A 25,817-nucleotide genomic window follows, 5' to 3' on the forward strand; every position below is an offset into this window, starting at 1 on the left:
GTCACTCCCCCTCCGCCTCGGTCACCACCGGCGTCAGCTGCCCGATCGCCGCGTCCGCGCACCGCAGCGCGTCCCCGGCCGTGTCGGCGGTGGCGACCACCGTGCCCAGGTAGTCGAGATTGCTCTCGGCCGGCTTGACCGGCTTGCCCGCCTTGGGCTGGAGGACGACCGTGACCACGCCGGGCACCCGGCGGGCCAGGTCCGCGCCCTCGACACGCGCGAGGATCCCCGCCGACCGTGCGGTGAGGTACCGGGACGCGGCGGCCCGGGACTGGGTCGGGGTCAGGTCGGCCGGGACCCCGGCATGCAGCTTGGCCACCTCGCGCTGCAGGTGGATGCCGGTGGATTCGAGGATCAGTCGGGGGATCTCCGCCCCCGCCATCCGCCCGTTGATCTCCACGACGTACGGCCCGCCTTCGGTGACCTTGACCTCGACGTGCGCGGCGCCGAAGTCGTGCCCGACGGACCGGAGGGCCCGTACGGCCAGCTCCTCGCACGCCTCGCGCACCTGCGACGACAGCAGCGACGGGAACACCTCGCCCAGCTCGGCGAAGTACGGGTGCGGGCCCAGCGCCTTGTCGGTCAGACCGATCACGACATGCGTCTCACCGTCGTACACGATCTCCGCGCTGAGCTCGTAGCCGATCAGGTACTCCTCGACGAGCGCACCCGGCCGGCGCGGCTGGCCGCGGAAGTTCAGCGGGACGGACGCGATGGCGTGGTGGGCGGCGGCCACCTCCTCCGGTGTGCGGCAGAGGCTGACGCCGATGCTCGCCGACTCCGTCATCGGCTTCACCACGACGGGCAGCCCGTACTCCTCTGCGGCGGCCAGCGCGTCCGCCTCGGTGACGGCCTGCGTGAAGCGCGGTACGGCGACCCCGGCGTCCCGCATCAGTTCGCGCTGGACGAGCTTGTCGCGGCAGGCGGCGGCCGCGGCGGCGTTCATGCCGGGCAGCCCGAAGTGCGCGGCGAGTTCGGCGACGATCGGGATGTTGTAGTCGGTGACCGTCATCACCCCGGCCAGCACGCCCTCGGCGTGGAAGGGAGCGAGCGCCTCGACGACCGCGGCGACGGAGTTGGTATCGGCGGTGAGGATGCCGTCGATGTACTTGGCGTACACCTCGTCGGCGGTGGAGACGATCCGGTAGCGGTCGGGGGCGTTGCTCACCAGCACGGCCCGGTAGCCGAGTTCGTGGGCGGCGCGAAGCGGGGTGAGTCCGAAGTCGGAGAGCTGGCTCTCGACGACGGCGATCACGGGGGTGGTGCTCATGCGGTCTTCCCTTCGAGGGCCGGTGCGGGGAGTGCGGTCGCCACCGCGATGGGGTGGCGGGCGGCGAGGACGAGGACCAGGGCGAGGGCGGTACAGGCGGCGGGCACGAGCAGCGCGGCCGACGCCCCGAGCCGCTCGGCGACCACCCCGGCCACCGCGGAACCGGCGGCGCTGCCGGCCTGGATGAAGCTGCCGACGCCCGCGAAGGCCTGGGTCATCCGCCCGGTCTCCGTCATGTCGCCGATGAGCTGGAACTCCTCGGCGCCGGCGGGCGCGATGGGCGTTCCGCTGGCGATCAGCAGGACCGCCAGGAGGACGACGGCCGTGGTGCCGTCCGCGAGCCCGGCCAGCGGCAGCAGCGCGAGCCCGGCGGTGAGGACGACCAGGAGCCGCAGATAGCGGCCGTAGGTCGAGCCGGGCCGCAGCTTCGCCCCGTAGACGAGGCCGCCGGCCACACTCCCCGCGGACTGCAGGGCGAGCAGCACGCCCGCGAACGCGGTGTCCGACCGCTCCCCGTCCAGCAGCGCGGCGACGGCGACGGCGAGCGCGCTGGACAGGGCGGCGGTCAGACCGATCGCGACGAGGACGGTGAGCGCGGCGACCGGCCGGTGCGCGCCGCGTTTGCGGGGCTTTCCGGCGTCCGGGGCGGGGCGCTGCCGCCGTACGGCGGGAGCCTGCGCGTAGGCCCAGGTGCCAGCGCCCATCACCACCGCCGCGGTGATCAGCGCGGGGCGCGCGCCGACGGTCGCGGCGAGCAGGGTGATCAGGGAGGGGCCCGCGATGAAGAGGAACTCGGTCAGGGTGGCCTCGAAGGAGTACGCCCGCTGCCGCAGGCCCTCGTCCTCGGTCAGCCTGCTCCACAGCGCCCGCACGGAGGCCCCGACCGGCGGCGCGCACGCCCCGGCGAGACAGGCGCAGGCGAACAGCACGGCGACCGGCGCGCGCAGCCCGGCCACGGCGACGCAGACCAGCGCCACGCACACCCCCGTGCCCAGCACCCGCAGCACGGGCGCCGGACGCAGCCGGTCCATGGCCCGCCCGGCGAAGGGCTGCCCGCACGCGCTGCCGACCGCGTAGGCACCGGCGGCCCCGCCCGCCACGGCGAACGACCGCCCCGCCTCGACGACACTCAGCAGCAGCGCCACCGGCACCATGGTCACCGCGAGGCGGGCACAGGCGGCGGGGACGACGGCGGGGCGGGCGCCGGGGAGGCGGAGCAGCTCGGCGTACTTGGCGAAGAGGCCACTCATGCCGTGACTCCCACCGCGAACCGGAACACGTCCTCGTCCGTCTCCGCCCGCCACACCAGGTCCTCCCGCTCCCCGTCGATCGCGACGACCCCGGCGCGCAGGCGGATGAAGTTGTTGCTGCGGCCCAGCGAGTAGGCGCCGGAGTCGTGCATGGCGAGCAGGTCGCCGATGCCGAGGTCGGCGGGCAGGTCGGTGGCCGGGGCGTGGACGTCGGCCTCGTAGCAGAGGGGGCCGGCGAGGGACCACGGGGTGAGGTCGCCGGAGAACTCCCGCCCCAGCGGCGTGAAGCGGTGCACCTCGCCGGTGCCGGTCCAGGGGGCGATGTGGTGGCCCGCGTCGAGGATCAGCCAGCGGGCATCCGGCAGCTCCTTGCGGGACATCACCCGGGTGAGCAGGCACATCGCGTCGGACACCAGCAGCCGCCCCGGCTCGCACGCGAGCACCGCGTCACCGAGGCCGAGTTCGGTCATCCGCTTGTCCACGGCGGTGAGGAAGGATGCCGGGTCGAGTCCCGGCCCCGGCGACCGGTCCGTGCCGCGCGGCCGCAGGATCCCGGGCACGCCGAACCCGCCGCCGATGTTCACCTCCCGCACGCCGAGCCGCGCGGCCTCCTCCAGTACCGGGTCGAGGGCGGCGAGCAGCGGCTCGGGGTGGACGATCTGGCTACCGAGGTGCGCGTGCACGGCGGTGAGACTCAGATGCCGCGCGGCGTCCACGGCGGCCAGCACCCGCGCCAGCTGCCCGCTTCCCGTCGGCCAGCCGAACCGTCCGCGCCGGGCGGTCCGTTCGGCCTGCGCGAGGAACGCGGGGTCGTCGGATGCGGTGACGGGCAGCCCCGGAAACAGCCGTATCCCGACCTCCGCCACGGTCCCCGCCTCGGCCGCCGCCCGCTCCAGCGCGGCGATCTCGTGCTCGCCGTCGATGTTGACGCGCACCGAGTTGCGTACGGCCAGGGCGAGTTCCTCCGGCGTCTTCACCGGTCCGTTGAAGACGATGTCGCCGGGCGCGAACCCGGCGCGCAGCGCGGCCCGCAGCTCGTATCCGGAGACCACGTCGGCACCGAGCCCGCGCGCCGCGAACCGCTCGCACAGGTGGGGCAGATAGTTGGTCTTCACCGAGTAGTACGCCCGCCCCGGCCGCCCCAGCCCGCCGAGCGCGCCCAGCAGCTCGTCGGCGGACCGCTCGGCCCGCCGCACGTCGAGGACGTGCACGGGGGTGCCGTGCCGCCCGGCGATGTCCGCGAGGCGCTCCTCGTCCCAGCCGGTCGTCATCCCTCGCCTCCCGCTCCCGTGATCAGCCGGAACCCGGCGTCGATGTGGTCCAGCTCCAGCAGCCCGGCGTGCCCGCGTTCCCACGCCCCGGACTCCAGGTCGGCGGCCAGCCGCCCGACGCCCCGCTCCACCGCGGCCGGGTCGGTCAGCGCGAACGCCGAGCAGGAGCGGCGGCGCACCGGGTCCAGGTAGGCGTGCGGCCGCCGCCAGAAGGCGGTCATGAAGCCGTCGGTGAAGTCGTGCCACACGGGCAGCTGCCGGACCTCGCACTCGCCGAGGAGCCCGGTGAGCCGCGGCAGCGACGGCACCCTGCTCTCCTCCGCGGCGGCGATCTCGGGCAGGTACTCGCGGGTGAGCCAGAACTCCCGCTGTACCGCCATGTCGTACGTCACGACCACGAACCGCCCTGCCACGCGCCGCAGTTCGGCGATCCCGGCGGCGAGGTCGGTCCAGTGGTGGACGGTGAGGACGGCGAGGGCGACGTCGAACTGGGCGTCGTCGAAGGGAAGTTCCTCGGCCCGCCCGGTGAGACAGGGGGCGGCACCGGCGGGCCGCTGGGCGCGCATCGCGGCGGACGGTTCGACGGCGAGCAGCGGGACGTCCCGCGGTTCGTAGGAGCCCGCGCCGGCGCCGACGTTGATGACGCTGCGCGCGTCGCCGACGGCGTCGCGGATCGCGGCCGCCCACCGCGGGTCGGGCCGCCGTACGGAGGAGTAGCCGATGCCGATCCGGTCGTAGAGGTCCGTGACCGGAGCCTTGAGCGCCTCGGTCGTCATCACGCCGACGCCCGCTGCCCCTCCAGGACCTTCGCCTCCCACTCCTCCCCGTACCGGCGCTCGTCCCAGGGGTTCACCGCGATCAGCCAGACGTCGCGCAGGCCGCCGCTGTCGTCGAGGTGGTCGATGTCGGTGGCGTGGTGGAACATCTCGCGGTCGTTGAGCGCGATGGCCTGCCCCGGCTGCAGCACCGTACGGAAGAACGGCTTGCCGCCCCCCGGCGGCATCAGCTGGGTCTCGCCGCCGCTGATGTTGTGCCGGCGGCTGACCGCGGTGACGGTGTAGTGGTGCCCGTCCCGGTGCGGTCCCTCGGGGACGGCGACGCCCTTCACGCCGGGCGCGGAGACGATGCGCACCTGGTGCACGTTGAGCTGCCAGGACGCGTCCCGGTCGAGGCCGATCGCCTCGGCGGCGGCGCGGATCAGCGGCTCGGGCACGACGCCCAGCGGCTCGAAGGACCGCGGCTGCCCGCCGACCAGCGCGTTGTACTCCCGCGCCTGGGCGAACTCCCGGTGCGGCAGCACCCGCGGCGTCCACGCCCCGCCCTCATGGGTGAGCCGGAACTGCGAGTACCGGCGATAGCGCTGCCGCGAGCCCGTGTACTTGTCCAGCGGGAGCGTCTCGAACTCCGTCAGCGCCGCCTCCCCCAGTGGCGGCACGTCGAAGATGACGAACCCCTGACCGTTCAGCCCCATGTGCCGCAACTCCCCGTGTTGCCCGGCCAGTTGACCGGAAAGCGACTTGAAGGCCAAGACTGTAGTCGCCGTTGATCAACACGCGTAGACACCGGGGCGTTAAATCAACGTTTCCGAAAGCGGTGCACCGGTGGTGGCCGGCGGTTCACCCGGACCCGAGGGCGCGGGCGGCGACCCGCAGATCGGAGAGCAGCCCGCTGTACGCGGCCTCCCGGTCGTCCGCCCGCAGCACCGACGAGGGATGCACGGTCGGCACCAGCCGCTCCGGACGCCCGTGGATCTCCTCCTCCAGCACCGTCCCGCGCACCTGCGTGACCCGGAACGACGACCCGAGCAGCGCCTTGCCCGCCGTGGCACCGAGCACCACGATCAGCTCGGGTTCCACGACGGCCAGCTCGGCGGCCAGCCACGGCCCGCACGCGGTCATCTCGCGCAGGGACGGCGCCTTGTGGATCCGGCGCTTACGCGGCTCGGCCTGCGTGAACTTGAAGTGCTTCACGGCGTTGGTGACGTACGCGTCCGCCGGGTCCATGCCGGCTTCCTCCAGGGCCCTGTCGAGAAGCTTGCCGGCGGGGCCGACGAAGGGTTTGCCCTGCCGGTCCTCCTGGTCGCCGGGCTGCTCGCCCACGAGCATGACGCGGGCGTCGGCCGCCCCGGCCCCGAACACGGTCTGCGTGGCGTCCCGGTGCAGGGGGCAGCCGCGGCAGTCGGCGGCGGCCTTGCGCAGGGCCGGGAGGCCGCCACCGTCCGGGACGAAGGGTTCGGCGGTATATGCGTCCTCGGGAGGCATGGGGCCCGAGTACCCGCCGTGGGGGTTCGGACCCATGTCGTCCGCGGCTGCGTGGGGGCTGGTCGCGCAGTTCCCCGCGCCCCTGGCTTGGGTACCCGGCCGGCATGGTGAGCACCAGGTTCCTGAGGGCTCCGCAGCAAAGCTGAGTGTGCCGACCCAGGGGCGCGGGGAACTGCGCGACCAGCCACAGCGCACCCGCAGTCGAAGTCACACCCGCATCGGCTGCGGCGACTCCCGACGCGCCGGGTCCGGGCCGTCGTACTCCCGGATGATCTCGTACCGGGTGTTCCGCTCCACCGGCCGGAAACCGGCGTCCCGGATGAGGTCCAGCAGGTCCTCGCGGGTCAGCTTGTTCGGCGTGCCGTAGTTGTCGGCATCGTGCGTGATCTTGTACTCGACGACCGAGCCGTCCATGTCGTCGGCGCCGTGCTGGAGCGCGAGCTGGGCGGTCTGGACGCCGTGCATGACCCAGAAGACCTTGACGTGCGGAACGTTGTCGAAGAGCAGCCGGGAGACCGCGAAGGTCTTGAGGGCCTCGGCACCGGTGGCCATCTGGGTCCGGGCCTGCAGCCGGTTCCGTACCTTCCCGTCCTTCATGTCCACGAAGTCGTGCTGGTAGCGCAGCGGGATGAAGACCTGGAAGCCGCCGGTCTCGTCCTGGAGCTCACGCAGCCGCAGCACGTGGTCGACGCGGTGGCGGGGCTCCTCGATGTGGCCGTAGAGCATGGTGCACGGGGTCTTCAGCCCCTTCTCGTGCGCCAGCCGGTGGATCCGCGACCAGTCCTCCCAGTGCGTGCGGTGGTCGACGATGTGCTGCCGGACCTCCCAGTCGAAGATCTCGGCGCCGCCGCCGGTCAGCGACTCCAGACCGGCGTCGATCAGCTCGTCCAGGATCTCGCTCGCGCTGAGCCCCGAGATGGTCTCGAAGTGGTGGATCTCGGTGGCGGTGAAGGCCTTCAGCGACACGTTCGGCAGGGCGGCCTTGAGCTCCTTGAGCGACCGCGGGTAGTAGCGCCACGGCAGGTTCGGGTGCAGGCCGTTGACGATGTGCAGCTCGGTGAGGTTGTCGTTCTCCATCGCCTTGGCGAGCTTGACCGCCTCCTCGATGCGCATCGTGTACGCGTCCTTCTCGCCCGGCTTGCGCTGGAAGGAGCAGTAGGCGCAGGACGCCGTGCACACGTTGGTCATGTTGAGGTGGCGGTTGACGTTGAAGTGGACGACATCGCCGTTCTTGCGCGTCCGCACCTCGTGCGCGAGGCCGCCCAGCCAGGCCAGGTCGTCCGACTCGTACAGCGCGATGCCGTCCTCACGGGTCAGCCGCTCACCGGCCCTGACCTTCTGCTCCAGCTCGCGCTTGAGTCCGACGTCCATACCCACACCTTTCTCCGACGACTTCCCACCGTACGTCTATGCCTCTTCGGGCAGCTCCCCGACCCGGTTCTCCCACTTCGTGGAGAGCACGATCGTGGTGCGGGTCCGGGACACGCCCTTGGTTCCGCTGAGCCGCCGGATGATCTTCTCCAGGCCGTCGACGTCGGTCGCCCGCACCTTGAGCATGAACGAGTCGTCGCCCGCGATGAACCAGCAGTCCTCGATCTCGGACAGGTCCTTCAGCCGGCGGGCCACGTCCTCGTGGTCGGCGGCGTCCGAGAGCGAGATGCCGATCAGGGCGATGACGCCGAGGCCGAGCGAGGCGGCGTCGACCGTGGCGCGGTAGCCGGTGATGACGCCGGCCGCCTCCAGCCGGTTGATGCGGTCGGTGACGCTGGGTCCCGACAGGCCGACGAGGCGTCCCAGCTCCGCGTAGGAGGCCCGGCCGTTCTCCCTCAGGGCCTGGATGAGCTGCCTGTCCACCGCGTCCATGCGATCGAAGCCTTCCGATGAAGAGACTGAAGAGAGGTTTGTGTGGTGCGTGGTGCGTGGTGCGTGCTGCGTGCTGCGTGGCTCCTGTTGCCCGGTGCCTGTACCTGGTGCTCACTCAGGCGGCCTGGAGCCCCCGCCGATCTCGCCCTGCCACCGGCGGTACAGCCCGTGTCCGACGCCCGCCGCGTCGAGGACCCGTCCGGCGACGAAGTCCACCAGGTCCTGGATGTGCGTGGCGCCCGCGTAGAAGGCGGGCGAGGCGGGTACGACGCTGGCGCCCGCGTCGTCCAGGGCGACCAGGTGCCGCAGGGTCTGCCCGTTCAGCGGGGTCTCCCGCACGGCCACGACCAGCGTCCGGCGCTCTTTCAGCGTGACGCTCGCGGCCCGTTGCAGCAGGTCCTTGGACAGGCCCAGCGCGACTCCGGCGACGCACGCGGTGGAGGCCGGCACGATCAGCATCCCCTTCGCGGGGTACGACCCCGAGGACGGCCCCGCCGCCAGGTCCCCGGCGCTCCAGTGCCGTACGCCCTCGACGTCCACGTCGAAGGTCCCCGGCTTCCCGTCGGCGCCCCTGGACAGCCATTCCCGCAGGTCGCCGCGCCAGTGCGCGTCCCGGAAGGAGATCCCGGTCTCGTCGAGGAGAGTCAGCCGGGAGGCTCGCGACACGACCAGGTCGACGCTCTCGCCCGCGGCCAGCAGTGCGCGCAGCACGGCGGCGGCATACGGCGTACCGGATGCTCCGGACACCCCCACGATCCAAGGCGTGCGCTGCGTTTCTCCTGCGTTCACACCCTGAGCCTACCGGCGGGTCACGGCACACTCAGGACTGGTCGCGCACTTTCGGGTCGACCGGAAGGCCCGCGGTGGCGACCGTGAGCTTGCCGAGGGAAGAGTCGACGGTCAGGTCGGTGCCGTAAGGGATGGTGTCGCGGCCACGGTAGCCGTCGGGGCCGGGGTTCCACATCGTGACGCAGTGGCCCTTGAGTGGGTCGAGGACCAGGTAGTTGGCGATACCTCGGGAGGCGTACCAGCGCGGCTTCACCTCGTAGTCACGGCGGATGCTGCTGGGCGACACGACTTCGGCGACAAACTCGATCAGGTCGGGCGAGTACTCGCTGCGGTTCTCGGCCTCGGCCTCGGCCGGAATGACCGCCAGGTCCGGACAGAACTCGTTGGCGTCGTCGAACGGGAACGCCACGTCACTCACCAGGGCCCACCCCGGCGGGAGCTGGTCTTCCACGATCGACCACAGACGCTGGATGCTCTTCCCGTGGACCGGCCTGACCGGGTTCATCACGATGCTGCCCTCGACAATCTCGGTCAGATAGCCGGGGAACATGTCCTCCAGCCTGCTGAGCTGCGAGTGCAGGCGGTCACGGTCCGAGACGGTCACGGTGGCCTCCTGAGGTCCTGCCCTCGATGGTAGGCCGCACCGTACTTACACGGTCAGACCCCGAACCAAGAGATCCAGCAACGCACACACGAACAGGGCAATCCCGATGAACCCGTTGACGCTGAAGAACGCCCTGTTCACACGGGACAGGTCATGGGGCCGCACGATCGAGTGCTCGTAGACGAACGCGCCCGCGACGATCATCAGGCCGAACCAGAAGAAGGTGCCCGCGTCGGTGGCGACCGCGTACCAGACGAACAGCGCGGTCGTGAGCGCGTGGCATACCCGCGCCCCCCAGACCGCCGCCGGGATGCCGAAGCGGGCCGGCACCGACATCACGCCGATCTCGCGGTCGGTGTCGACGTCCTGGCAGGCGTAGATCAGGTCGAAGCCGCCGATCCAGATGCCGACGGCGAGACCGAGGATCACCGCGTCCCAGGACCACTCGCCGCTGATCGCGAGCCAGCCGCCGACCGGGCCCATCGCCTGGGCGAGGCCGAGGATCGCCTGGGGGAAGTTCGTGAACCGCTTGCCGTAGGGATAGACCACCATCGGGATCACCGCGATGGGGGCGAGCGCGAGGCACAGGGGGTTCAGCAGGGCCGCCGAGCCGAGGAAGATCACCAGCGCGACCAGCGCGCCGGTCCAGGCGTGCTTCACCGACATCGCGCCGGTCACCAGCTCGCGGTGCGCGGTCCTGGGGTTACGGGCGTCGATCTCCCGGTCGATGATCCGGTTGACCGCCATCGCGAAGGTCCGCAGGCCGACCATGCAGACGGTGACCAGGAGGAGGCGGCCCCAGTGGATGTTCTCGTCCCACTGGAACATCGCGGTGAGCGCGGCGATGTACGCGAAGGGCAGGGCGAAGACCGAGTGCTCGATCATCACCAGGCGGAGGAAAGCCTTCGTGCGTCCTGGCTGCGGGAGCGCCGCAGAAGCTGAACTCACAGGCCGTACTCCTTCCACCGGCGGTCGACCTTCGCCGCCGTCTCCGGGTCGGACAGCACCATGTCGGGCCAGCCGCCGTCGCGTGTGTAGCCCTCCTCGGGCCACTTCTTCGTCGCGTCGATGCCCGCCTTGCCGCCCCAGAACTGCTGGTAGGAGGCATGGTCGAGGTGGTCGACGGGGCCTTCGACGACCGAGAGGTCACGGGCGTAGTCCGTGTTGCCGAGGGCCCGCCACGCGACCTCGTGCAGATCGTGGACGTCGCAGTCGGCGTCCACGACCACGATCAGCTTGGTCAGGGACATCATGTGCGCCCCCCAGACCGCGTGCATCACCTTCTGCGCGTGCTTCGGGTACTTCTTGTCGATCGAGACGATCGCGCAGTTGTGGAAGCCGCCCGCCTCGGGCAGGTGGTAGTCCACGATGTCCGGCACGATGATCTTCAGCAGGGGGAGGAAGAACCGCTCCGTCGCACGGCCCAGGGGTCCGTCCTCCGTCGGAGGGCGGCCTACGACGATCGACTGCAACAGCGGCCGCTTCCGCATCGTCACGCAGTCGATCGTCAGGGCGGGGAAGGGCTCCTGGGGGGTGTAGAACCCGGTGTGGTCGCCGAAGGGGCCCTCCGGGAGCATCTCGCCGGGCTCCAGCCAGCCCTCGATCACGACCTCCGCCTGCGCCGGCACCTGGAGCGGCACCGTCTTGCAGTCGACCATCTCGATCCGCCTGCCCGCGATGAACCCGGCGAAGAGGTACTCGTCGATGTCACCGGGAAGGGGCGCGGTGGAGGCGTACGTCACGGCGGGCGGGCACCCGAAGGCGATCGCGACCGGCAGTCGCTCGCCCCGCCGCGCCGCGACCTGGTAGTGGTTGCGGCTGTCCTTGTGGATCTGCCAGTGCATGCCGATGGTGCGCTTGTCGTGGCGCTGGAGGCGGTACAGGCCCAGGTTCCGGATGCCGCTCTCGGGGTCCTTGGTGTGGGTGAGCCCCAGGTTGAAGAAGGAGCCGCCGTCCTTCGGCCAGGTGAAGAGGGCGGGCAGCTGGTCGAGGTCGACGTCGTCGCCGTGCAGGACGACCTCGTGGACCGGGGCCTCCTTCACCTTCTTCGGCGGTACGTGCGTCATCGCGCCGAGCTTCCCGAATGCCTCCCGCACGCCCACGAAGCCGTGCGGCAGCTCGGGCCGCAGCAGCCCGCCGATCTTCTCGGAGATCTCGCCGTACGACTTCAGCCCGAGGGCCTTCAGCAGTCGCCGGTCGGTCCCGAAGACGTTCATCGCGAGGGGCATCGCGGAGCCCTTCACGTTCTCGAAGAGCAGCGCCGGGCCCTGGGACTTCTGCACCCGGTCGACGATCTCCCCGACCTCCAGGTACGGGTCCACCTCGGCTTTGATGCGCTTGAGGTCGCCCTCGCGCTCCAGGGCCCTGAGCAGGGAGCGAAGATCGTCGTAAGCCATGGGGCCAAGTATCCCCGAGCCGCTACCCTGGCCCGGTACCTGGGGTCCCGTGCTCGTGGCCCCGACGACCGTTCCATTGGAGAGGCCCCATGCTCCGGGTACTGATGTTCCTCGTCCCACTGGCGCTGAGCGTGTACGCGTTCATCGACTGCATCAGCACGAAGGACGAGGACGTCCGCTACATGCCCAAGCCGCTGTGGGCCATCCTCGTCCTGGTGTTCCCGCTCGCCGGCTCCCTCTCCTGGCTCATCGCGGGCAAGAAGCGGCACCCGGCCGGCGCGGGCGGCCCCGCGGGTTCCGCCGGTTCCCCGTGGCGCCGGGGCGGCGGGCAGCGGTGGGTGGCGCCCGACGACAATCCCGAGTTCCTCAAGTCCCTGAAGGATGAGGACAAGAAGGACGAGGACAACAAGGACCAGGGCAAGAAGGACGGCGGCGAGGACCCCACCGCCTGAGTTCTCCGCACCTGACAAGGTGTACGCCGGTGGGCCGCCCGAAGCGGACAATGCGCCCCTGGGCGGCGGCGGGCGGGGGCCGGACACTTACCTCGCATGACGACTGCTCCCGCCGACTCCACCGGCACCACGCTCACCCCCGAATACGGTGACAAGGTCATCGCCGTCGAGACGGCGGGCTCGGAACCGATCCCCGACGCCGAACGGCACGGCAGCCCGCTCCAGTTGCTGTGGACGTGGGCGTCCCCGAACATCGAGTTCGCGACGGTGTACATCGGCGTGATCTCGGTCCTGTTCTTCGGGCTGGACTTCTGGCAGGCGACGGCGGCACTGCTGCTGGGCACGGCACTCGGCTCGCTGACCCACGGGATCCTGTCCCTGGACGGCCCGCGCTTCGGCGTCCCGCAGATGGCGGTCGGCCGCTTCTCCTTCGGTTTCCGGGGCAATCTGCTGCCGGCGGGTGTGAACGCGCTGGTCGCGGGCGTCGGTTGGTTCGCCGTGAACAGTGTGAGCGCGGCTTTCGCCCTCAACACGCTGACGGACCTGCGCCCGCTCCCCTCCCTCCTGCTGGTGGTGGTCGCCGAGATCGCGATCGGCTTCATCGGCCACAACTTCGTCCACGTCTTCGAGAAGTACGCCTTCCCGGCGCTGGCGGTGATCTTCCTGCTGGCCGGTGTCTGGACCTTCAAGGAGGCCGACCTGGGCGGGGCGGGCGCGGGCGGCGGCATCGGCGGTTTCCTCCTCGCCTTCAGCGCGGCCTGGGGCTACACGGCCGGCTGGAACCCGGGGGCCTCGGACTACTCCCGCTACCTCCCGCGTACGGCGAGCCGCTTCAAGACCGCCTTCTACCCGGCCGTCGGCCTCTTCGTGTCGGTCGCGATCGTCTCCGTGATCGGCGCGGCGTCGGCGACGATCGTCGCCCCCGAGGGCGCCTCTCCCACGGCCGCGTTCACGGGCCACCTCCCGGGCTGGCTCAGCGACTTGGTGTTGCTGGCCATCATCCTGGGCGCGGTCTCCGCGAACGCCCTGAACGTGTACTCGTCGGCCATGTCGATCACTTCACTGGGCCTCAAGCTCCCGCCGTGGCTGGGCCGCAGCGCGATCGTCGTCCTGTGCGGTGTCGCCGGTACGGCGGCGGCGTGGGCCTCACTGGCGGACGCGGGGCACGCGTACGAGGCGTTCCTGCTGGTCATCGCGTACTGGGTGGGGCCGTGGCTCGGGGTCGTGCTGGTCGAGCGGTGGCTGCAGGCGCGGACGCCGGTCGAGCAGCTGGCGGCCCGGCTCAGCGACCGGACGTTCGCCAACTGGCCCGGTATCGCCGCCCTGTTGACCGGTATCGCGGTGTCCGTGCCGGTCTTCTCCAACCAGGAGAAGTACGTGGGCTGGGTACCGGAGCAGTGGCCGTCCTTCGGTGACATCACCTGCCTGGTCGGGTTCGCGGTGAGCGCGGGGCTGTACGCGGTGCTGCGGCGGGCGCCCCGCTGAAGGACCCCGCCGCAGGACAACGCCGAGAGACGCAGGTCACATTCGGGCCGTGTCACATCCTGGCGGGGCCGTTCCGTCCGAGTGGTGTAGCCGTCATTTGAACGGCAGCCATCGACAACGGCAAGGAGTGCACCATGGAAGCCCGCATGAACCTCCTCGGCAACCCGGTCGCGACCAAGATCTGGAAGCACATCGTCGCCGCGAGCAAGGCGGTCGAGGGCACGACGCTGCCGGCCGCGACGCAGGAGCTGGTGAAGATCCGTGCCAGCCAGATCAACGGCTGCGGTTTCTGCACCGACATGCACACCAAGGACGCCGCGCACGCCGGGGAGACCGCCCAGCGCCTCAACCTGATCGCGGCCTGGCGCGAGGCCAAGGTGTTCACCGAGGCCGAGCGGGCCGCCCTGGAACTCGCGGAGCAGGGCACCCGCATCGCCGACGCCGCCGGCGGCGTCACGGACGAGGCCTGGGCGAACGCCGCCAAGCACTACGACGAGGACCAGCTCGCCGCGCTGGTGTCGCTGATCGCGGTCATCAACGCCTTCAACCGCGGGAACGTCATCATCCAGCAGCCCGCCGGCGACTACCAGGTCGGCATGTTCGGATGACGCCGAGCAGCTGACCGAGTGCGCCTGGGCCTGTCCGGCGGATCAGGTCGCAGGAAATCGGCGGCGCCTCATCGACGCAGGTGAGCGGGGGCGATGGGGGTCCCCCCGCGCGAGGTTGTTCGAGCGTGGGGGAGCGTCGAGCTGCAAGGCGGAGGAGGGCGTCGATGCGATGGGGGTCCCCCCGCTCGAGCGAAGTCGAGAGTGGGGGAATCGGCAACCGACGACAACGCCGCAGATCGGCGCCCGCCGCGGAGCGGCTGATGTCACTGCGGCCCCGCGTCTGCGACCTGATCCGCCGGACAGGCCCTAGCCGACCTCGGGGACTTCCAACGGCAGTGTGTGGGCCTGTTCCACGTGCTCGACCCTGATGTACCGCACGCCGAAGGTGTCCTCGAGGATCGGCTCGGCCCTCTCCGGGTCGTCGACGCCGACGAAGACGAACCCGCTTTCGTCCACGCCGACTTCGCGCAGCTGGAAGGCGCCGTCCCAGCGGCTCATGTCCTCGCTGATGCGGTCGGCGAGGGCATTCAGGTCCTTGCGGTTCACGTCGGTGCTGTGCAGCCGTACGGTCACGCCCTTCTCTGCGGCGGCGCAGGCGGCGGTGTCGAAGGCGGCGGACGGGATGCGCCAGACGTCCGCCGCGTTGTCGTCGTCGTCGACGGACAGACCGGTGTAGACGGCGGTGTGACGGCCTGAGGTCAGCTTGCCGAGGTGGTCCACGGTCCGGTCCAGCGGGGTGTAGTGGACGGCGTCACCGGCCGTGGGGGCGGGGCGGGTGCCGACGCAACTCTTGTCCGTGGCCGCGGCTTTGATCTGGGCGGGTGCCACGCGGTACCCCCCGTCGGTGTGGCCGGTCTGCAACTCCTCGATGTACAGCCCGGCGCCCACGGCCACGCCGGCGGTCGCGAGGCCCGCCGCGATCCAGGTGCGGTGCCTGATACCCCTCATGTCCCCCTCCGTCCCTTGCTGTCCCTCGCCGTCCCTCGCTGTCGGAACTGTGACGCCGGGAGGGAGGCGAAGGTTCGGGCTCCTCGCGCACAGGTTGACGGAAGAGAACTTTCTGTAACCGTTCCAGTTCACCCCGTTGACACCTCCCGCACTCCCCCTTAACGTCACGCCCACATTTGGAACGTGGGACGAGATTTCGAACACCGGGGTCCGCCGGTCGTTCACTCGCCTTCAAAGCTGTACGCCGACCCCCGACGACCTCGGTGGCTGCGTGCGGATCCACCAGTTCTGCCCGTCCAGGGCATCGACGTCCGCTACGCCGTCATCCCCCCACCCAAGAAGAACAAGGAACGATCACCATGGTCACCCGAAGAGCCGCCCTTGCCCTCCTCGGCGGAGTGGCCTCCATGGCCCTCACCTTGTCCGCCTGCGGCCAGAGCACCGAGGCCGGCTCCGAGGACAGCTCCGAGAGCGGTACCGTCGGCATCGCCATGCCGACCCGGGCCTCCGAGCGCTGGCTCACCGACGGCAAGAGCGTCGTCGAGAACCTGAAGGGCATGGGGTACAAGAGCACGCTGGTCTACGGCGACGACGACCCGAAGGTCCAGTCCTCGCAGATCGAGACCCTGGTCAAGCAGGGCGTCGACGCACTGATCATCGCGGCCATCGACGCCAAGTCGCTGAACGGCGTGCTGCAACAGGCCGCCGACGCGGACATTCCGGTGATCTCCTACGACCGGCTCATCCTCGGCACCAAGAACGTCGACTACTACGTCTCCTTCGACAACGAGATGGTCGGCCGGCAAGAGGCCCGCCACATCATCGAGAAGCTCGGCCTGGAGGACGGCAAGGGCGGCCCGTTCACCATCGAGCTGTTCGCCGGTTCCCCCGACGACAACAACACCAAGTACTTCTTCGACGGTTCGATGGCGCTCCTGGAGCCGTTCCTGGAGAGCAAGCAGTTGATCGTCCAGTCCGGCGAGACCGAGCTCGACAAGATCACCACCCTGCGCTGGGACGGGCCCACCGCGGAAAAGCGCATGAGCGACCTCCTCACCGAGTGGTACAGCGACCAGACGGTCGACGCGGTCCTGTCGCCGTACGACGGCATCTCCCGGGGCGTCCTGTCCGCGCTGAAGTCGGACGGCTACGGCACCGACGGCAAGCCCCTTCCGATCGTCACCGGCCAGGACGCCGAGCTGGACTCAGTGAAGTCGATCATCGCGGGTGAACAGTCGCAGACCGTCTTCAAGGACATCCGCGAGCTCGCCAGGGCCGCCACGGAGCTGGTCGACGACATACTCACCGGCCGCATACCGAACGTGGACAACAGGCGGGATTACAACAACGGCGTCAAGGACGTGCCCGTCCACTTGCTGCAGCCGGAGAGCGTCGACAAGACCAACTACGAGATGCTGATCAGTAACCGCTACTACACCGCCGAACAGCTCAAGTAGCGAAACAGCCGTCAGCGGAGAGCGGACGTGAACGCCGACCAGGCGGCGGGGGCGAGGAGCAGGACGGGGCCGTCAGGGTTCTTGCTGTCGCGGACGGGGACGACGGTGGGGAAACCGGGGGCTATTTCGATGCAGTTGCCGCCGTTGTCGTCGCTGTAGCTGCTCTTGATCCAACTCGCCGCGCCGAGGCCGTGCGTGTCCATGATGCTCGTACCTTCCCTCGGGTACCCGGATGCGGGTCAGCGCACAGTGGACGTGAAGGCAGCCCAGGCGGTACGGGAGAGCAGGAGGACCGGGCCGTCAGGGGTTTTGCTGTCGCGGACGGGAACGACGGTGCGGAATCCGGGGGCCACTTCGATGCAGTCGCCTCCGTTTGCTCCGCTGTGGCTGCTCTTGATCCACGTCGCCGCACTCAGATCGTGGCTGTTCATGATGCTCGTACCCTTCCTGCCGAGGTCGAGGAGTGGCAACGCCGGCACACCCAGGAGACCCGTCATCTGCGCTACCGCCGCAGCTTCGCGGACTACGCGGTGTTCGAACGCCCGTGAGCCGGGACCTGCACCAAGAGCATGGCAGCGAGACCCTCCGGCCGCGTGATACAGCGTTTGATATACTGGCATGAACTTGTATATCAAAGCGTCAGCTCGGGAGGCCACATGTCCAGGACCCTGGTCGACATCGACGACGACATGCTGGCCTTCGCCCAGCAGCAGCTCGGTACCAAGACGAAGCGGGACACCATCAACCGCGCCCTGACGATAGCGGCCGCGGTCAGCGCGGACGACCGGGCACGGGCGCTGCGCTGGTTGCAGGAGAACGCGGACGACTACCTCGACTTCGAGGCCCTCGAGGAACTGGAGCGATCGGGGCAGTGACCTACCTGGCCGACACTTCGGCGGTCTGGCGACTTCTGCGGGGGCAGATCGAAGCTCCCTGGCCCGAACAGGTCGCGCGCGGCCTGGTGGCCATCTCCCCTCCTGTCGAGGCCGAGTTGATGCGCGGGGTGCGCGCGGACCGCGACTACAAGCCCTTCTTCACCATGCTCGGGCAGACCTTCGGCTGGGTACCGGCGCTCGACGACGCCTGGCCGAGGATCGTCGCCGTACAGCGTGAACTACTGAAGATCGGCCACCACCGAGGCCCGTCACCGATCGACATCCTCATCGCCCTCACCGCCGAACACCACCGTCTGACCGTCCTCCACGTCGACGACGACTTCGCGGCCATCGCCAAGGTACGGCCAGGCATTCCGATGCTCCGCCTGCAACCGACTGTCCAGTGAATGCACTCACCTCAGCCGCGACGACGACAGGATCGACAGCAGATGGGCCGGGACCATCACCCACGTGATGACGGCCAGCGCGCCCAGCGCCCAGCGGGTCGGCTCGATGCCGCCGGTGATCTGGTCGGCGACGGCGGCGACGAGCAGCACCAGCGACGCCTCGATGCCGTTCGTCACGCGGTGGATCTTGAAGGCGGCGGCCAGCTTGCGTACCGTCGCCACGCCCTGGGAGCGCGGGCGGGTCGCCTCGTCGTCGACGACACCCAGTCCGCGCCGGGCCCGGGCCACGTCCACGAGGTCGGTCGAGGCCTTCAGGAGGACGACGCCGAGCGCGGTGGCGATGCCGATCGAGAGCCAGCCGCCGACGCCGGACTCGGCGGCGCGGTAACCCGCGCCCGCCAGCAGGGCCGCGTCGGCGAGGTAGGCGCCCAGGCGGTCGACGTAGATGCCGGACGCGCTGTTCTGGCCCTTCCAGCGGGCGACCTCACCGTCCACGCAGTCGAAGAGCAGGAACAACTGCATGAGGATGACCGCCAGTACGGCACCCGTCAGCCCCGGGATCATCAGCGCGGCCCCGGACGCGACCCCGCACACCACCATCGTCCAGGTCAGCTGGTCGGGAGTGACCGGCGTGCGCACGAGGTGCCGGGTGAACCGCAGCGAGACGCGCCGCATGTACAGCCGGCCCGCCCAGTGCTCGCCGTTGCGGCTCGCGAGCTTGGCCTGCGGCTGGCAGACCTCGCGCAGCTCCTCCAGAACCGGAGCAGCAACCATGAACGTTCCTCCAAGGGGGGCCCAACTGCCGCTGACGCGGCGGTGATCGGCACAGGTTACCTGCCCGGTCGGCTGGGCATTTCGCGGGGAAGGAGCCCGCTCTAGGCCACCGTCCGCAGCCCGCCCGCCACCGCCGGGCTCGTCCCCCGCACCACCCGATGCGCACAGGCCGCCGTCAGCAGTTCGCCCAGCAGGTCCGGGTCGCCGATCTCCAGCCCCAGCAACGACTCGATCCGCTCCAGCCGCTGGTAGAGGGACTGACGGCCGATGTGCAGCAACGCGGCCGTACGCGTCGGGGAGCAGCCGTGCCGCAGGTGGACCTCCAGGGTGCGGACGAGGTCGCTGGGGTGGGCCGCCTCCCAGGCCAGCAGCGGGCCCAGGGCGTGCTGGACCAGCCCGGCGAGCCGCTCCCGGTTGGCGTCCACGCCGCCCCGGGTCAGCTCCCGTTCCAGGGCCAGCGCCCGCGACGACGTCACCAGCGGGCCGCCCGCCATGCCCGGTTCGGCGGCCGGCACGGTCAGCGCCAGCTCCAGCGTCGTACGGGCCGCCCGCAGCGTGTCGCTCCAGCGCAGCCAGCCTCCGCCGACGGCGACGGCGTGCCCGACCGCGACGGTCAGGCCGGGCTCGGCTGCCGTGCGGAACGCGTCCTGGACGGCCCGTACGGGGTCACCGGCACGTGAGCCGGGGAGGGACAGCAGCGCCAGTACATCGCCCGGAAACGCCGCCCGCAGCACCCCCGATCCGCCCAGCAGCCGTACCGCACGGTCCACCGTGCTCACGTCCCGCGTGCCGTGCAGGGACACGCCGAGCAGGCGAGCCCCCGGGCCCGGGTGGAAGCCCGCGAGGGCCGCCCGCGCCTCCACCTCGGGCTGATTCAGCGCCGCCCGGTCGGCCAGGTCCGCCAGCAGGGCCGCCGTATGGTCGTCGCCCCACGGCCGGACGACCGACCGCCCCGACAGGCCCCGGGCCACGATCGCGCGGTTCGCGGCCTCCGTGATCCGTACGAAGGGCACGACCCGGTGCAGGGCCAGCAGCGGCAGGCCCAGCCGGCGGGCCTCGTCGGTCACCTCGTCCGGCATCGACGGCAGCGAGCGCCCCACCTCCACCGCGAGCCCGGCCGCGTCCCGTGCCGCCAGCTCGCGGACGTACCGCCTCCGGACCTCCTCGTCCGCGTCCGTCAGCCCGAAGCCGTTGGTCAGCAGCAGTTCCCCGCCGTCCAGGAAGTTCGCGCCCTCGTACACCTCGCTGGAGTGCACCCAGCGCACGGGACGGTCCAGCGAGCCCTCGCCCGCCAGGAGCCGGGGTTCGGCGGCCCGCACCGGGTCCAGTTCCAGGATCTCGCGGAGGGTGAGTGCGGGCACGGGAACCTCCAGGGCGCTGACAGTTCCGCTGACAGTTCGTCCGGCTGCGGGATGCCCGGAGAGTACTTTCCGCACGTTGCCCTCGTGTTTCCGCCACAGGAGAGTGAAGGCATGGACCCTTTGGATCAGGCGACAGCACGTACCTGGCTGGCCACCGCCGTCGACGAGGCCCGCGCCGGGCTCGCCGAGGGCGGCATCCCGATCGGCGCCGCCCTCTACGGCGCCGACGGCACCCTCCTCGGCCGCGGCCACAACCTCCGCGTCCAGGACGACGACCCCTCGATGCACGCGGAGACGGCCGCCTTCCGGAACGCGGGACGGCAGCGGTCGTATCGCGGTACGACGATGGTGACCACCCTCTCGCCGTGCTGGTACTGCTCCGGCCTGGTCCGCCAGTTCGGCATCTCGCGGGTGGTCGTCGGGGAGGCGGCCACGTTCCACGGCGGGCACGACTGGCTGGCGGAGCACGGCGTGGAGATCGTGCTCCTGGACGATCCCGAGTGCGTCGAGATGATGCGCGACTTCATCAAGAACAACCCGGCACTGTGGAACGAGGACATCGGTGAGTAAGCCCCGCATTCCCACGATCGACCTGAAGCCCTGGGTCGAAGGCACCCCCGACACCCGCGCCGAGATCGCCCGCACCGTCGACGAGGCCCTCCAGACCGCCGGATTCCTGCTGGTCACCGGGCACGGGGTCGCCCCGGCCCTGCGTTCCCGCATCCGGGAGGCCGCGCGGACGTTCTTCCGGATGCCGGTCGACGTCAAGCAGCCGTACACGGCGAAGGTCGGCGGGCGCGGCTGGCTCGGGCCGGGGGCGGAGGCCAACGGGTATTCGGAGGGTACTCAGACTCCGCCGGACCTGAAGGAGTCGCTGACGTTCGCGACGCACGAGCACTTCGAGGACCCCGTGGTCGACGCGGAGTGGGCCGCGCCCAATGTCTGGCCCGCGGAGGTGCCCGAGCTCCGGGACCTCTGCGAGGAGTACCTGGCGCGGATGGCCGACCTGGAGAAGGAGCTGCTGTCCCTGCTCGGCGAGGCGCTCGGGCTCGACGCCGACTTCTTCTCCAAGCACATGGACCATCCGACGTACGGCTTCAACATCAACTGGTACCCGGGGACCGAGGTCGTCGGGGAGCCGCAGCCGGGGCAGTTCCGCATCGGCCCGCACACCGACTTCGGGACGGTGACGATCCTCGACCGGCAGGCCGGCAAGGGCGGGCTGCAGGTCTACACGGAGGCGGGCGGCTGGGAGGACGCGCCCTTCGACCCGGAGGCGTTCACCATCAACATCGGTGACCTGATGGCCCGTTGGACCGGCGACCGCTGGCGTTCGGGACGCCACCGCGTGCTGCCCCCGCCGGCCGACGCGCCCGCCGAGGAGCTGATGTCCCTCGTCTACTTCGGGGAGTGCACGCCGGGCACGCTGGTGGAATCGCTGCCCGCGCCGGTGGGGCGGGTGGCGTACGAGCCCGTCGACTCGCACACGTACCTGCGGGCGAAGCTGGACTCGATCACCGTGGACTGACCGGTCGAGAGTTTCGTAACCCAACGGACATCACGGGGTCTGGCCCGCACCAACTCCCTCTCTTTACCCTGAGGTTGGAGTCTCTGGGGGGAGAGATGCGGTGGGCAGACGGTTGCACGGGCGCGGGGCGTTGTTCGACACCGATCCGGCCGGCCTTGCTCCGCGGCTCGTGGGCCTGCGTCCGCACCAGCACCGGGCCACTCCCGTGGAGCATCCCAAGGAGCTGCCCTTCGTGCTGCTGACCGGCGGGCGGGGGCTCGGCAAGAGCGCGGTGCTCGGTGAGCTGCGGGACGCCTACAAGGGGCACACGCCGGTCGCGTCGATCGACTGCGAGGACGTCCAGTTCGCGCGGCCGACCGGCGGGCGGCCCCTGGAGGCCTGGTCGCCGGTGTCGCAGGCGCTGCTGGTGGTCGCCGAGCAGCTGGCCGAGCCGGTGACCGGGGCCGGGCGGATCACGTTCCCGCGGCTGATGTCGGGCCTGGTCGCGGTCGCGGCGGGCGGCTGGGACGACGCGGACTCGGAGCGGATCCGGCGCGAGGTGGAGCGGATCCTGCTGCTGAACGAGGGCGGGTCGTGGGTCGCCGGGTTCGCGGGGCGGATGGCGGGCCGGGTCACCGCCAACGTCGTCTCGGCGGTGAGCGGCACCGGTCCGCTCGTGGCGTCGGCGATCGAGGCGACCCTGGAGTCCTTCTCCGACAGTTTCGTGAACCGGCGCCAGCAGCGGGCCTCCGCCTGGTGGCGCGCCTACCCGAACGCGGGCGCCGACGCCCGCCGCGGCCTGATGCTGCTGTCCGGGCACTTCCGGGCCGGCGGCACCTCGCGGGAGCACGCCGAGCGGTATCTCGTACGGGCGCTGCTCGCCGACCTGACCGACGCCTACGCGGGGATGCTGCCGCGGATGCAGCGGCTGGGGCGGCCCGTCGTCCTCGTCGACAACGCGCACCGGGCTCCCGGCCCCGGGCTGGTGGACGCCATACTGCGCGACCGTGCCGAGGGGATCGCCGACCAGGTCGTGTTCGTCGGCGGCCTCCGCGGCACCGACCGCCCGGTCCTGCGCAACGCGGTACGGCGGACGCTGGCGGAGGTCGCGCGGCGCAGCGACTGGGTGCCTGACCCGGCGTCCCCCTCCTCCAGGGCCCTGCTGGTGGCGCTGCCGCCGCTCAACCCGGACGACACCCTGCACCTGGTGGGCGCCGCCTGCGCCGAGGTCCCGGTGCCGCCCCAACTGCCGTACGCCACCCACCGGCTGACCGGCGGCAACCCGCTGGGGATCGTCCACCTCGCCGACTCCGCCGCACAGAACCTGCCGGGCGCCGCCTCCCTGGGCGAGCTGCTGACGGCGGACGTGCGGCTGGACGACGACCGCGACGCGCGGCCCACCTACCTCGAACTCCTGGACCGGCTGGTGCCCGCCGACCGTCTGGACGAGCTGACCGTGCTGGCCGCCGCCCACGACCACGACTCGGCCTGCGCGCTCGCCGAGGCGCTGCTGCCGGACGACTTCGGCCCGGCGGACGTACGGGCGTTGCAGACCCGGCTCGTGGCGGAGGGTCTGGTGGAAGCGCCGGGCCGGTTCGTCGGGGACTCCTTCGTACGGACCCTGCTGTTGCTGCGGCTGCACCACCGGGACGCGGACCATGGGCAGTGGCGGCAGGCGCACGAGACGCTGATCCGTTACTACGCGCACGCGGCCGACGACGACGATCCGGCCCGCGCCCGCTACCGGCTGCACCACGAACTCGCCCTGGGCCGCTCGGAGTCGGCGGTGGCGTATCTGCGGGACAGCTTCCCCACCCTGGACATCCGCGTCTGGCTGCGGTCGCTGCGGTTCATCGCGTCGGCGCCCTACTTCCACGCGCACGACGCCGAGGGCCACGACTTCGCGGCGCGGGACGACCGGCGGGCGGCGATCGCGCTCGGGCGCACCGACGCCGAACAGGTCGTGCCTCAGGGCGCGGACGCCGTACTGCACCTGCGAATACGGCGGTTGCTGCACGCCGTGTGGCAGCTCACCGACCCGCTCGCGCTGCCCGACCCGAAGGTGTGCGACCGGCTGCGGTTCGAGCTGGAGCAGCTGTCCAACCTGCGCCCGGCGGGCAACGCCCTGCTGTGGCGGGCCTCGCGGGACTGGCCCGAGGACGCGCTCGCCGGGCGGCCGTTGCGCGTCCCGGACGACGACGAGGACGAACCGGACGGGGAGGCGTGATGGCGGGGAGCGGTGCGGGCGGGGGTTCGGGCAGAGGACTGGGCACACGGTTGCGCGAGGGCGTCTGGGAGATCCCCCTGCGCCGCTACCTCGCCCTGCTGGTCGCCGCCGCGGTGGTGACCGGCCTGGTCTTCGCTGTACGGGCGCTCGCGCACGACGACCGATCCTGCGCCCCCGGGGTCGTGCGGCCCGAGGGCAGCGACGAGTGCGTGGGCGTGTCGGCGACGGACTACTACTTCGACCGGCCCCAACTGCGGGACACGGTGAGGGCGATCGACCGGGAGAACAGGTCCCTCAAGGCGGACAGCTATGTCACCGTCGCCCTCCTCGAACCCTTCACCGCGACCGACAGCGACAACCTCGGGGACGCGCTGCACGAGTTGCAGGGCGCGTATCTCGCGCAGTACCAGGCCAACCACAGGTCGGCCGGGCAGACCCCGGCGATCCGGCTGGTGCTGGCCAACCCGGGGGCGACCGGCGCCCACTGGGAGCACACGGTCGACCAACTGGAGAAGATGACCGAGGGCCCGGACCGGCTGCGGGCGGTGACCGGGGTCGGGCTGAGCACCGAGAACAACAAGAAGGCGGTCGCCGAGCTGACCCGGCGCGGGATTCCGGTGATCGGCACCTCCATCACCGCCGACGACCTCGCCAACGGACAGGACGGCACCGACCCCTTCCCGGGGCTGGCCCGAGTCTCCCCCACCAACACCGACGAGGCCCGCGCGCTCGCGTCCTTCGCCGAGGTGACGGCGGGCAACGCGCTGCTGGTGTACGACAAGCCGGGCGACCCGTACACGACGACCCTGCAGAAGTCGTTCGCGGACCTCATCGAGGGCTCGCCGTACGAGCCGCAGCCCTTCACGCCGCCGGACGACCGCAGCCAGGAGGGCACGACCGCCAACACGTTCCGGCAGATCACCCACCTCGTGTGCGACACCGCGCCGGACACCGACACCATCCTGTTCGCCGGACGGCACACCCAGCTGCGGCAGTTCATCAACGCGCTGGGCGGGCGCGGCTGCCAGGACCGCAGGTTCACCCTCCTGACCGGCGACGAGGCCTCCTACCTCACGGGCGACAAGGAACTCGACCGCAGCGCCCTCACCCACAACCTCTCCGTGCGCTACACCGCCCTCGCCCACCCGGACGCCTGGACGAAGGACCCGGTGAAGACCGGCGGCTCGGCGAAGGACGCGGAGGTGCTCAACGGGCTGCTCGCGAGCAGCAAGCGCGAGCCGGTCGGCCCGCTCGGCCCGATCACCCTCTCGGACGGCCAGCTGATCATCGCCTACGACGCCATGCAGCTGGCCGTCAAGGGCATCCGCGAGGCCACCCCCGACGGCGAGGTGGTTCCGCCGCTCGCCGACGTCGGCCTGCAGTGGCCGCAGGTCAAGGGCTCGCTGAAGGTGAGCGGGGCGAGCGGCTGGATCTGCCTGGACGTGCACGGCAACCCGTACAACAAGGCCGTACCGGTGGTGGAGGTCACCCCGCAGGGCACCAACCGCTTCGTGAAGATCGCCTGGCCGGAGGGGAAGCCACCGGCGAAGGAGTGCCTGCCGCCGTCCTAGGGCCGTTTTCCGAGCTCGCCGATCAGCCGCTCGAAGCGGGCCCGCCAGCGTGCCTCGGTCTCCGACTCCCGGTCCCCCCGGAACTCGTGGGTGAAGCGCAGGGCGGACCCCTCGTCCCCGTCCCGCTCCAGGTGGAACCTGATCCGTCCGCCGCCCTCCACCGTGTACTCGGCGACCCGGTCCACGTCCCACGCGGTCACCTGCCCGGACCCGAGGTCGCGCAGGGTGACCGCGCCGCCGAGGCGGGGTTCGAGGACGTCGGCGGCCGTCCACCAGGCGGCGATCCCCTCCGGGGTGGCCAAGGCCGGCCAGACCGCCTCCATGGGCCTCGGGAGCCGCACCAGGAAGTGCAGGATGCGCGTGTCCCCGTGGGTCTGGCTGGTGCCCTGTTCGACGGAACCGCTCATGACACCAGCCTGCCTCCGGCCTACGGAATGCGCA

The 25,817-nt window shown here is 71.0% G+C and carries 29 protein-coding genes; 11 read left to right on the forward strand and 18 right to left on the reverse strand.

Annotated features, from left to right (window positions below; translation table 11 throughout):
- Position 1: 1 nt before the first annotated feature.
- The 12 genes from OG252_RS22485 to OG252_RS22540 form a co-directional block, all read right to left on the reverse strand.
- The gene (locus OG252_RS22485; protein WP_266435409.1) at positions 2-1,270 is read right to left on the reverse strand and encodes an ATP-grasp domain-containing protein; all 1,269 of its coding nucleotides are present in this window, start codon (positions 1,268-1,270) and stop codon (positions 2-4) included.
- Entirely contained in the window at positions 1,267-2,520 is a 1,254-nt protein-coding gene (locus tag OG252_RS22490) for an MFS transporter (RefSeq protein WP_329338218.1), read from the reverse strand. The genes OG252_RS22485 and OG252_RS22490 overlap by 4 nt, the downstream gene beginning before the upstream one ends.
- Complete coding sequence (locus OG252_RS22495) at positions 2,517-3,791, reverse strand: diaminopimelate decarboxylase family protein (protein WP_329338219.1); 1,275 nt, start codon at positions 3,789-3,791, stop codon at positions 2,517-2,519. Before OG252_RS22495 ends, OG252_RS22490 begins: the two co-directional genes overlap by 4 nt.
- A complete protein-coding gene (locus tag OG252_RS22500) occupies positions 3,788-4,567 on the reverse strand; it encodes a class I SAM-dependent methyltransferase (protein WP_266435415.1) in 780 nt (259 codons plus the stop codon). The genes OG252_RS22495 and OG252_RS22500 overlap by 4 nt, the downstream gene beginning before the upstream one ends.
- Entirely contained in the window at positions 4,567-5,262 is a 696-nt protein-coding gene (locus OG252_RS22505; protein WP_266435417.1) for a 2OG-Fe dioxygenase family protein, read from the reverse strand. The genes OG252_RS22500 and OG252_RS22505 overlap by 1 nt, the downstream gene beginning before the upstream one ends.
- A 145-nt stretch (positions 5,263-5,407) precedes the next feature.
- Complete coding sequence (locus OG252_RS22510) at positions 5,408-6,052, reverse strand: UdgX family uracil-DNA binding protein (RefSeq protein ID WP_266435419.1); 645 nt, start codon at positions 6,050-6,052, stop codon at positions 5,408-5,410.
- Between the two features lie 207 nt (positions 6,053-6,259).
- Positions 6,260-7,423: an aminofutalosine synthase MqnE gene (gene mqnE, locus OG252_RS22515; RefSeq protein ID WP_266435421.1), complete on the reverse strand. Its 1,164-nt coding sequence runs from the start codon at positions 7,421-7,423 to the stop codon at positions 6,260-6,262.
- A 36-nt stretch (positions 7,424-7,459) separates the two neighbouring features.
- Entirely contained in the window at positions 7,460-7,915 is a 456-nt protein-coding gene (locus tag OG252_RS22520; RefSeq protein ID WP_266435423.1) for an Lrp/AsnC family transcriptional regulator, read from the reverse strand.
- 111 nt (positions 7,916-8,026) lie between these two features.
- A complete protein-coding gene (locus tag OG252_RS22525; protein ID WP_266435425.1) occupies positions 8,027-8,704 on the reverse strand; it encodes a UbiX family flavin prenyltransferase in 678 nt (225 codons plus the stop codon).
- A gap of 31 nt (positions 8,705-8,735) precedes the next feature.
- On the reverse strand, positions 8,736-9,308 hold the full coding sequence (locus OG252_RS22530) for a Uma2 family endonuclease (RefSeq protein ID WP_266435427.1): 573 nt from the start codon (positions 9,306-9,308) through the stop codon (positions 8,736-8,738).
- A 45-nt stretch (positions 9,309-9,353) separates the two neighbouring features.
- Positions 9,354-10,256, reverse strand: coding sequence for a menaquinone biosynthesis prenyltransferase MqnP (gene mqnP / locus OG252_RS22535; protein ID WP_266435429.1), 903 nt, complete (start codon positions 10,254-10,256; stop codon positions 9,354-9,356).
- On the reverse strand, positions 10,253-11,704 hold the full coding sequence (locus OG252_RS22540) for a menaquinone biosynthesis decarboxylase (RefSeq protein WP_329338227.1): 1,452 nt from the start codon (positions 11,702-11,704) through the stop codon (positions 10,253-10,255). The genes mqnP and OG252_RS22540 overlap by 4 nt, the downstream gene beginning before the upstream one ends.
- An 89-nt stretch (positions 11,705-11,793) precedes the next feature.
- Here OG252_RS22540 and OG252_RS22545 point away from each other — a divergent pair, with 89 nt between their 5' ends.
- The 3 genes from OG252_RS22545 (at position 11,794) to OG252_RS22555 (ending at position 14,249) form a co-directional block, all read left to right on the forward strand.
- The gene (locus tag OG252_RS22545; RefSeq protein WP_329338229.1) at positions 11,794-12,156 is read left to right on the forward strand and encodes a PLD nuclease N-terminal domain-containing protein; all 363 of its coding nucleotides are present in this window, start codon (positions 11,794-11,796) and stop codon (positions 12,154-12,156) included.
- Positions 12,157-12,252: 96 nt separating this feature from the next.
- A complete protein-coding gene (locus tag OG252_RS22550; RefSeq protein WP_329338231.1) occupies positions 12,253-13,641 on the forward strand; it encodes a purine-cytosine permease family protein in 1,389 nt (462 codons plus the stop codon).
- Between the two features lie 134 nt (positions 13,642-13,775).
- Positions 13,776-14,249: a carboxymuconolactone decarboxylase family protein gene (locus tag OG252_RS22555; RefSeq protein ID WP_266435437.1), complete on the forward strand. Its 474-nt coding sequence runs from the start codon at positions 13,776-13,778 to the stop codon at positions 14,247-14,249.
- A 306-nt stretch (positions 14,250-14,555) separates the two neighbouring features.
- Here OG252_RS22555 and OG252_RS22560 read toward each other — a convergent pair whose 3' ends face one another.
- Positions 14,556-15,197, reverse strand: a complete 642-nt coding sequence (locus OG252_RS22560; RefSeq protein WP_266435440.1) for a hypothetical protein — start codon at positions 15,195-15,197, stop codon at positions 14,556-14,558.
- 359 nt (positions 15,198-15,556) lie between these two features.
- Here OG252_RS22560 and chvE point away from each other — a divergent pair, with 359 nt between their 5' ends.
- Positions 15,557-16,654 carry a multiple monosaccharide ABC transporter substrate-binding protein gene (chvE, locus tag OG252_RS22565; protein WP_266435444.1) on the forward strand — a complete coding sequence of 366 codons (1,098 nt, stop codon included), beginning with the start codon at positions 15,557-15,559 and terminating at the stop codon, positions 16,652-16,654.
- A gap of 11 nt (positions 16,655-16,665) precedes the next feature.
- Here the strand turns inward: chvE and OG252_RS22570 are convergent, their stop codons facing one another.
- Positions 16,666-16,857 carry a DUF397 domain-containing protein gene (locus tag OG252_RS22570; RefSeq protein WP_266435447.1) on the reverse strand — a complete coding sequence of 64 codons (192 nt, stop codon included), beginning with the start codon at positions 16,855-16,857 and terminating at the stop codon, positions 16,666-16,668.
- Positions 16,858-16,893: 36 nt separating this feature from the next.
- A complete protein-coding gene (locus tag OG252_RS22575) occupies positions 16,894-17,085 on the reverse strand; it encodes a DUF397 domain-containing protein (RefSeq protein ID WP_329338235.1) in 192 nt (63 codons plus the stop codon).
- Between OG252_RS22575 and OG252_RS22580 the strand changes: the two genes are divergently transcribed.
- The 3 genes from OG252_RS22580 to OG252_RS22590 all read left to right on the forward strand — a co-directional run bounded on the left by OG252_RS22580 (position 17,074) and on the right by OG252_RS22590 (position 17,936).
- Positions 17,074-17,202 carry a hypothetical protein gene (locus tag OG252_RS22580; RefSeq protein WP_329338238.1) on the forward strand — a complete coding sequence of 43 codons (129 nt, stop codon included), beginning with the start codon at positions 17,074-17,076 and terminating at the stop codon, positions 17,200-17,202. The genes OG252_RS22575 and OG252_RS22580 overlap by 12 nt on opposite strands.
- Before the next feature lie 108 nt (positions 17,203-17,310).
- Positions 17,311-17,529 (forward strand): type II toxin-antitoxin system VapB family antitoxin, encoded by a 219-nt coding sequence (locus OG252_RS22585; protein ID WP_266435452.1) that lies wholly within the window; start codon positions 17,311-17,313, stop codon positions 17,527-17,529.
- Positions 17,526-17,936 carry a PIN domain nuclease gene (locus tag OG252_RS22590; protein ID WP_266435455.1) on the forward strand — a complete coding sequence of 137 codons (411 nt, stop codon included), beginning with the start codon at positions 17,526-17,528 and terminating at the stop codon, positions 17,934-17,936. The genes OG252_RS22585 and OG252_RS22590 overlap by 4 nt, the downstream gene beginning before the upstream one ends.
- Positions 17,937-17,942: 6 nt before the next feature.
- On the opposite strand, the gene OG252_RS22595 is transcribed toward OG252_RS22590, so the two are convergent.
- Both OG252_RS22595 and OG252_RS22600 read right to left on the reverse strand, forming a co-directional pair.
- Positions 17,943-18,710 carry a CDP-alcohol phosphatidyltransferase family protein gene (locus OG252_RS22595; RefSeq protein WP_329338241.1) on the reverse strand — a complete coding sequence of 256 codons (768 nt, stop codon included), beginning with the start codon at positions 18,708-18,710 and terminating at the stop codon, positions 17,943-17,945.
- A 101-nt stretch (positions 18,711-18,811) separates the two neighbouring features.
- Complete coding sequence (locus OG252_RS22600) at positions 18,812-20,071, reverse strand: PucR family transcriptional regulator (protein WP_266435460.1); 1,260 nt, start codon at positions 20,069-20,071, stop codon at positions 18,812-18,814.
- A 111-nt stretch (positions 20,072-20,182) separates the two neighbouring features.
- Here OG252_RS22600 and OG252_RS22605 point away from each other — a divergent pair, with 111 nt between their 5' ends.
- From OG252_RS22605 to OG252_RS22620, 4 genes are all read left to right on the forward strand, one after another.
- The gene (locus OG252_RS22605) at positions 20,183-20,641 is read left to right on the forward strand and encodes a nucleoside deaminase (RefSeq protein WP_266435463.1); all 459 of its coding nucleotides are present in this window, start codon (positions 20,183-20,185) and stop codon (positions 20,639-20,641) included.
- Complete coding sequence (locus tag OG252_RS22610) at positions 20,634-21,599, forward strand: isopenicillin N synthase family dioxygenase (RefSeq protein WP_329338244.1); 966 nt, start codon at positions 20,634-20,636, stop codon at positions 21,597-21,599. The genes OG252_RS22605 and OG252_RS22610 overlap by 8 nt, the downstream gene beginning before the upstream one ends.
- A gap of 100 nt (positions 21,600-21,699) precedes the next feature.
- Positions 21,700-23,805, forward strand: a complete 2,106-nt coding sequence (locus OG252_RS22615; protein WP_329338246.1) for a hypothetical protein — start codon at positions 21,700-21,702, stop codon at positions 23,803-23,805.
- The gene (locus tag OG252_RS22620; RefSeq protein ID WP_329338248.1) at positions 23,805-25,376 is read left to right on the forward strand and encodes a hypothetical protein; all 1,572 of its coding nucleotides are present in this window, start codon (positions 23,805-23,807) and stop codon (positions 25,374-25,376) included. Before OG252_RS22615 ends, OG252_RS22620 begins: the two co-directional genes overlap by 1 nt.
- Here the strand turns inward: OG252_RS22620 and OG252_RS22625 are convergent.
- The gene (locus OG252_RS22625; RefSeq protein WP_329338250.1) at positions 25,373-25,783 is read right to left on the reverse strand and encodes an SRPBCC domain-containing protein; all 411 of its coding nucleotides are present in this window, start codon (positions 25,781-25,783) and stop codon (positions 25,373-25,375) included. The genes OG252_RS22620 and OG252_RS22625 overlap by 4 nt on opposite strands.
- Between the last annotated feature and the right edge of the window lie 34 nt (positions 25,784-25,817).

Source organism: Streptomyces sp. NBC_01352 (genome assembly GCF_036237295.1).
Classification (GTDB): domain Bacteria; phylum Actinomycetota; class Actinomycetes; order Streptomycetales; family Streptomycetaceae; genus Streptomyces; species Streptomyces plumbiresistens.